3 protein-coding genes are annotated in these 6,306 nt (G+C 69.8%); all 3 read right to left on the bottom strand.

Going from position 1 to position 6,306, the window contains the following annotated elements; genetic code table 11:
• Positions 1-1,997: M14 family metallopeptidase (locus Q8Q85_13125; GenBank protein MDP3775198.1), on the bottom strand; the 1,997-nt coding region annotated here is incomplete at its 3' end.
• Positions 1,998-2,159: 162 nt separating this feature from the next.
• Positions 2,160-3,758: a thrombospondin type 3 repeat-containing protein gene (locus Q8Q85_13120; protein ID MDP3775197.1), complete on the bottom strand. Its 1,599-nt coding sequence runs from the start codon at positions 3,756-3,758 to the stop codon at positions 2,160-2,162.
• A 240-nt stretch (positions 3,759-3,998) separates the two neighbouring features.
• Positions 3,999-6,092, bottom strand: coding sequence for a methyl-accepting chemotaxis protein (locus tag Q8Q85_13115; protein MDP3775196.1), 2,094 nt, complete (start codon positions 6,090-6,092; stop codon positions 3,999-4,001).
• Between the last annotated feature and the right edge of the window lie 214 nt (positions 6,093-6,306).

Below are 6,306 nucleotides of genomic sequence, written 5' to 3'. Positions count from 1 at the left end.
GCGATCGTTTCAGCCGGCACGCCCTCGGCGAGCGGATGGTCGGGGTCGAGCCGGAGCCGGAAGATGCTTCCCGGGCCGTAGAACTCGCGGTTCGAGAGTCCGTGGAGCGCGTCGACGACTGGCAACTCCAGTGCGGCGATGGCGTACCCGCAGGCTTCGTTGAGCGCGATGAGCGTTCCGCCTCCGTCAACGAATTCCTTGAGCGCCTGCGTACCGGGAGAGCCGAGTCCGCCGGCGAAGCGCGCCGGATACCGGCGCGGTGAGAGGCCGTCCGCGATAGCGCGCGGCGGCATGTCGGGCAGCACGATCGCGTCGAGCCGCGCGCCGAGGTTGCCGGCGCGCACGGTCGAGTCCACCAGGCTCTCGTACGGGATGCCGTACCTGTCCAGGAGCCAGCGGGTCCACCCTTCGTCCATCGGCGCCGTGAACGAGCGGTAGAGGCCGATGCGCGGCGCGGCGGGCGCGCGGGGGCCGCGCGCGGATGATAGTCCGGGCGCGCGGAAGATCGGCGCCGGCGCCGCGACCGGCGCCGACAGCGCGACCGGGAGACTCTCGGGCAGGGTGATGACGCGCAGGCCGAGCAGTAGCGGCAGGGTGTGAGCGGTGACGTCGTACGGCCGCTTGGGCGGTCCGCCGGGGTACTCGCGCAGGTCCGGGTAGGCCTGGCGCTCGAGGAGCGCCTTGGCGAACGAGGCGTACGGCTGCCGCATCACCACGACGTAGGTCCCCGGCGAGTAGCGGTCCCGGCCGATCGTGAAAGGGGCCAGCGCCGAGCGGACTTCCACCTGCCCGTGTCGCAGGATCTCGAGCATCGTCGCCAGGGCGGTCTGGTCCTGGTTGGCGGTCGGGATGACGAAGGCGTACGGCCAGTCCGGCCAGCCCCGCACCGCGCGCAGCCCTACGCCGAAGAACCCGCGGAGCCATTCGTCGCGGTAGCGCGCGACGTGGTCGAGCATCGCCATGGCGCCGGCGGTCTGGTAGCGCACGATGTCGGCGAGCGTCCAGCGACCGCCCGGCCACGGCGCGACGAAGTTCCAGGAGGCTGTGCGCGGGTCCACGCCCGGGCCGGGCCGCAGGCTGTCGAAGGATACGGTGACCGGCGTGGCGAGCTCGGCGCTCGCGGTCTCGGTCAGGATGCGCACGGCGCCGTGGTAGTGCTGGAAGGCGCGGGCCGGCGTCCACATGTCGTAGGTCGAGTTCAGGGACACACCCAGGAACCCGTCGGCGGTCAGCCGCCGCGCGATCTCGACCCCGAGCGCGTTGACGCTCTGGACCAGCACCGGGTCGATGTTGGGCTCGACGGGGTCAATATATGGCGGCACGAAGATCCGGGGCCCGTTGCTCCCCATCTGGTGGATGTCCATCGTGACTTGCGGGTGCCAGACGCCGTAGAGGCTGTCAACCACGAGGCGCGTCTCGACCTGCGTGAAGGCGTACCAGTCGCGGTTGTTGTCATGGCCGGTGTAGTGGTGGTAGACCTCGGGGGGGCTGGTGCCTTCAGCGGCGCTGCCGAGGGTCTGGTTGTACCACCGGGACACGATGTTCACGCCGTCGGGGTTCATCGACGGCACCAGCATGATCACCGTGTTTTCGAGGACCCGGAGGATCTCCGGCGTGGTGCCCGACGCCAGCCGGTACGCGATCTCGAGCGGGCTGAAGAACCCGCCGACTTCGGTCGAGTGGATGCTCGACGTGATCAGCACGAAAGACCTGCCCCGGGCGATCAGGCGTGCGGCTTCGGCGGAGTCGCGAACGAGGCGCGGATCCGCCAGCCGGCGCTGGATGTCACCCAGCGCCGGGAGCCGCGCGAGATTAGTGGGACTCGAGATGAACGCTACGATGAACGGGGCGCCGTTGGTGGTCCGGCCAAGCTCTCGCACCGCGACGCGATGGGATGCCGCGTCCAGGACGTGGAGATAGCGTACCAGCGAGTCCCACTCCACGAGCCGGCGCTCGGCGCCTGGCGCGAAGCCGAGCACGGACGCGGGTGTCGGCACTGGGCGCTGCCCGGCGAGTGGCGCGGCTGCGATGGCGAGTGAGAGCAAAGCGACGTTTAAGGCGCGCATGAACCCTGGGTGTCCGGGAGTGGAACGATCGAGCCCCATCCCAGTACGTCGGGACGGGGCTCGAATGTTGGCCAGACTACGTGGATATTGCTACTACAGGCGCTTGATCTCCACGCGCCGGTTCTGCGCCCGTCCGGCCGCGGTCGTGTTGGGCGCGACGGGACGCTGCGGGCCGTAGCCGACCGCGGTCAGCTGGTCGCGGGCGACACCTTTGCTGACGAGGTAGTCCATCACGGACTGCGCGCGCGCCTGCGACAGCCGCTGGTTCAGGGCCGCCGTGCCGACGGCCGAGGTGTAGCCGCCGATCTCCCACCGGGAGCCCGGCGTGGCGACGATCGCCGCCGCGATGCCGTCCAGGGTAGCCAAGGAGGACGGGGTCAGACGCGCCCCGCCGACGGCGAAGTTGATGTTGCGGAGGATCATGGTGGCGCCGGCGGCGGGCAGCTCGGCGAGCGGGCAGCCGTTCGCATCGACCCGAGCAGTCCGGGCCGTGTTGGCGCAACGGTCATTGGCGTCGATCACGCCATCGCCGTCGGCGTCACGCTGCACCGGGCAGCCGGTCGCGTCAACCTGCGTGCCTGCGGCAGTGTTGGCGCAACGGTCGAGGTTGTCGGCGACGCCGTCGCCGTCGATGTCGCGCGGGCAGCCGTTGGCGTCCACCGGTGTGCCGGCGGGGGAGCCAGGGCAGCGGTCGGCGTTGTCGAGCACGCCGTCACCGTCGGTGTCGCGCGGGCAACCGGCGGCGTCCACCGGCGTGCCGGCGGCCGTGCTGGCGCAGCGGTCCTGATAGTCGGCAACGCCGTCACGATCCGCGTCGACCGGGCAGCCGTTCGCGTCGAGCGGCCGCGCGTTGGACGGAGTGTTCGGGCACCGATCGAGGTTGTCCGCGATGCCGTCGCTGTCGGTGTCACGGGTGCAGCCATTGGCATCCACCGGCGTGTTGGCCGGCGTGTTGGGGCACCGGTCGAGGCCGTTGACGATGCCGTCGCGATCGGTGTCGGACGTGCAGCCGCGCACGTCGACGGTGGCGCCGCGGGCCGTGCCGGCGCAGCGGTCACGCTTGTCCGGTACGCCGTCGCCGTCGGTATCGCGCGCCGGGCCGCCGCCCATCAGATACGTGACTCCGAGACCGGCGCGACCGACGATGGAACTGACACTTTCGTCGGTGTAGCTCTCGAATCCCACGCGGCCCTCGAGGCGAACCGCGAGGTTCTCGCCGGCCATGTGCCTGATTCCCAGGCCGCCGCCGCCGCCGACTCCGGTGGCGCTGGTGTTGCCGAAGTCACCGGTCCACTTGGAGGCCGAAACCACCGCGAGGACATATGGCGACGTACGCTTGGTTGGTGAAAGCGTGTAGCCAAGTCCGGCCGACGGTGCAATCAACGTGAGCCCGTTCCCGGTGCCGAAGCCGACACCCACCCCAACACCGAGCTTGGGCGACAGCTGGTAGACGACGCTGCCGGCGATGCCCGGAATGACGCTGCCGACGTTTTCACCGGCCAGGGCGTCCAGGATGTTGTCGTTGAGGGCGCCGTCGCTTACGACGAAGGCGGTGGGCATGGCCGTGAACGCGATTGCGCCGCTCCGGTTGCTGGTGCCCATGGCGGTCTGAGCCGGACGCTGCGCGGGCTGTGCCGCGGGCCGCTGCGGCGGAGGTGTCGGCCGCTGCTGGGCCATTGCCAGCGCCGGCACGAACGCCGCCAGCGTTCTCGCAGCCAACAGGAATCGGTTACGCATGGTGATTCTCCCCGGAGAGGTTGGTCCGCCTCGTGCTCAAGTCTTTGCTACAGCGCCAATGAGTATGGCCGCCGCGGAAAGGCAGCGCAAGCACTGGTGTCACGCCCCCCCTTCGCGCGGGGTAGCGGAAACTCCGCACAATTCTACCAATCCGGGGCTAAACCGCAACCCCGGCAACGCTTGGGCGTGAGTCCCTTATCCCTTCACGAACCGTGCTGCGCCGGCCAGCTGCTCGGCGCTGCGCGAGAGCTGGATGGCGCTGCGGGACAGGTTCTCTATGGCCTCCAGCTGCTCCGCAGCGGAGGCGGCGACCACCTTGGCTTCCGAGGCGGACGACTGCGCGGCGGCGCCCAGCTCGGTGAGCATCTTCTGCATCTCGTCCGCCTGAGCGGTGGTGCGGCGCGGGAACTCCACCATCCGCTCCGACAGGTGGGCGGCGGTCTCGCTGGCCCGGACGATGGCCTCGAGGTCGGCTATCCACTGGTGGGCGGCCGCCGCGGTCTCGCCCAGCTCGCGGCGCATGCGCTCGAGGAGCTGCGCCGCGCGGTCAAGCAGGCGGCGCGTTTCGGCGGTCGTCTTGGCCGCGCGCGCGGCCTCGCGTGAACTCTCTTCCGCGAGACGGCGAACCTCGTCGGCCACGACGGCGAACCCGGCGCCGTGGGCCCCAGCGCGCGCCGCTTCGATCGTGGCGTTCAGGGCCAGCATGTTGGTCTGGTTCGCCACCGCGCCGATGGTCTCGGCGAACCGGCCGACCTGCTCGGCAGCCTCCCGAAGACGTCCCACCTCGGCGGCGCCCTGCTCCGCGGTCTCGCCGATGCGTTCGAGACTGGTGGCGGTCATCGCGGTGGCGACCCGGATGGCCTGGGTAGCCTGCTCCATGTCCTGGGCCGCGCGGTGGGTCTCGTTGCCGGCCGCCGCGGCGTGGTGCGCGCTCGAGCGCAGCACGACCATCGCCTCCTCGGCGCGCTGCACCAAACCGGCGGCGGTGGCCGCGTCCGCTTCGGCACGCTGCGCCGCTGCCGTCACCTCCTCGGAGCTGGCGTGGATCTGCTGGCTCGTCGCCGTCAGGTGCTCGACGTACGTGGCCGTTTGTTCGGACGCCTCGACCAGCGGGGCCACGAGGTTGTGCAGGCTCAACGCCAGCGCCAGGTTCGGCGCAAGCGTTGAGAGCAGGAGAGCGTCAACGTCCCGGTACATCGCCGGATCGCCGTGTCGGATGCTCCACTCTCCAACGAGCTTCTCCCCCTGATAGAGGGGGATGAGGATTTCGGATCCCGGGTGTTCCCACTCGACGGACAACGTACGCTGAAGGCCGCTCGCCACGACCGGCCCGCGACGGCGCAGCACCTCACCCGTCAGCCCACGGTCTGCCGCGAGTCGATTCCCTTTCGCGTGCTCGGGACTGGTGTCCGCGACGAGCTCCATCTCGTGCTTCGCCTCGTCGTACCGCGCGAAACCCATGTGGTCCCAGGGCACGATTCGGCGCGTCAGCTCCTGGATCGTGGCGAAGTTGCGGTCGAGGTTGATGTCCGCGGCGATGGCGCTCGAAAGCCGCTGGATGAGCCGGAGCTCATCGGCGTGAACGCCCATCCGCGAGACCCAGAGAACCAGCGCGGTGAGGCCGAGGAGTGCCAGGTCGAGCACCAGCTTGTACCCTGCGGGCGCCGCCATCACCGACACCGCGAACCAAGCGAGCGCCAGAGAGGCGCTCAGGGCGAACACCACCCCTTCCCACCGGAGCGTGAGGCGGGCGTCTACCCACGCGGCCGCCTGTGAGAGCGCGAGCTCCGCGTAAAAGGTCGCGTTCACAACCGTGGGCAGCGCGATCAGGAGGACCAGCAGCGCCGGGCCATTGGGCGCCGACAACGCAGCGGGTCCGTACGCCCCTCCGAACAGATCGTAGGCGAAGCCCACCAGTGCGCTGCCGAACGTGAGGTGTCCGACGTTCATGAGGGCCGCGCGCGGCGGGAGACGCCGGAAGATCAGGTCGCCGGCCGGCATGCCGATGAGCGCGACCAACGCGCCCCACGCCCAGCCATGGCGAAGGACGGCGAACAGCACCACTGCCAGCACGAAGGACGCGAACCCCTTGCCCGGAAGAGGCAGGCCGAATTGGCGCGTGGCCGCAGCCGCGGCCACGGTCAGCGCAAGTTCCGCCCAAGGGAACGGGGAGGGCAGGCTCGAGGTCCAGATGGCCGCGACGATCGCCAGCACGGCGCCAGTCACCACGCCAACCTGCACCAGCGTTTCCGGGCGCAGCGCATCTTCCCGTTCTGATGGCTCTTTCAAGCTCAACTCCCACAATACGTTCCATTATCTGACTGACCAATCAGTCAGACCGTGACGGGGCGGTTGTGCGCCGCCAGCGGCAAGCTGTCAAGAAGTCGAAACCAGGGGCTCGCCAGGTTAAGAGTGAAACCGGGGCGCGTCAAGCGACGGACTGTCGCTGGGGGGGTGGTGGTGGTAGAGTGTGGGCCTGTCACCAATACGGTGGGGAGCGTGA

Source organism: Gemmatimonadales bacterium (genome assembly GCA_030697825.1).
Taxonomy (GTDB): Bacteria; Gemmatimonadota; Gemmatimonadetes; order Gemmatimonadales; family JACORV01; genus JACORV01.
Note: the sequence above shows the minus strand (reverse complement) of the source record. Positions and strands in the feature narration are given on the sequence as shown.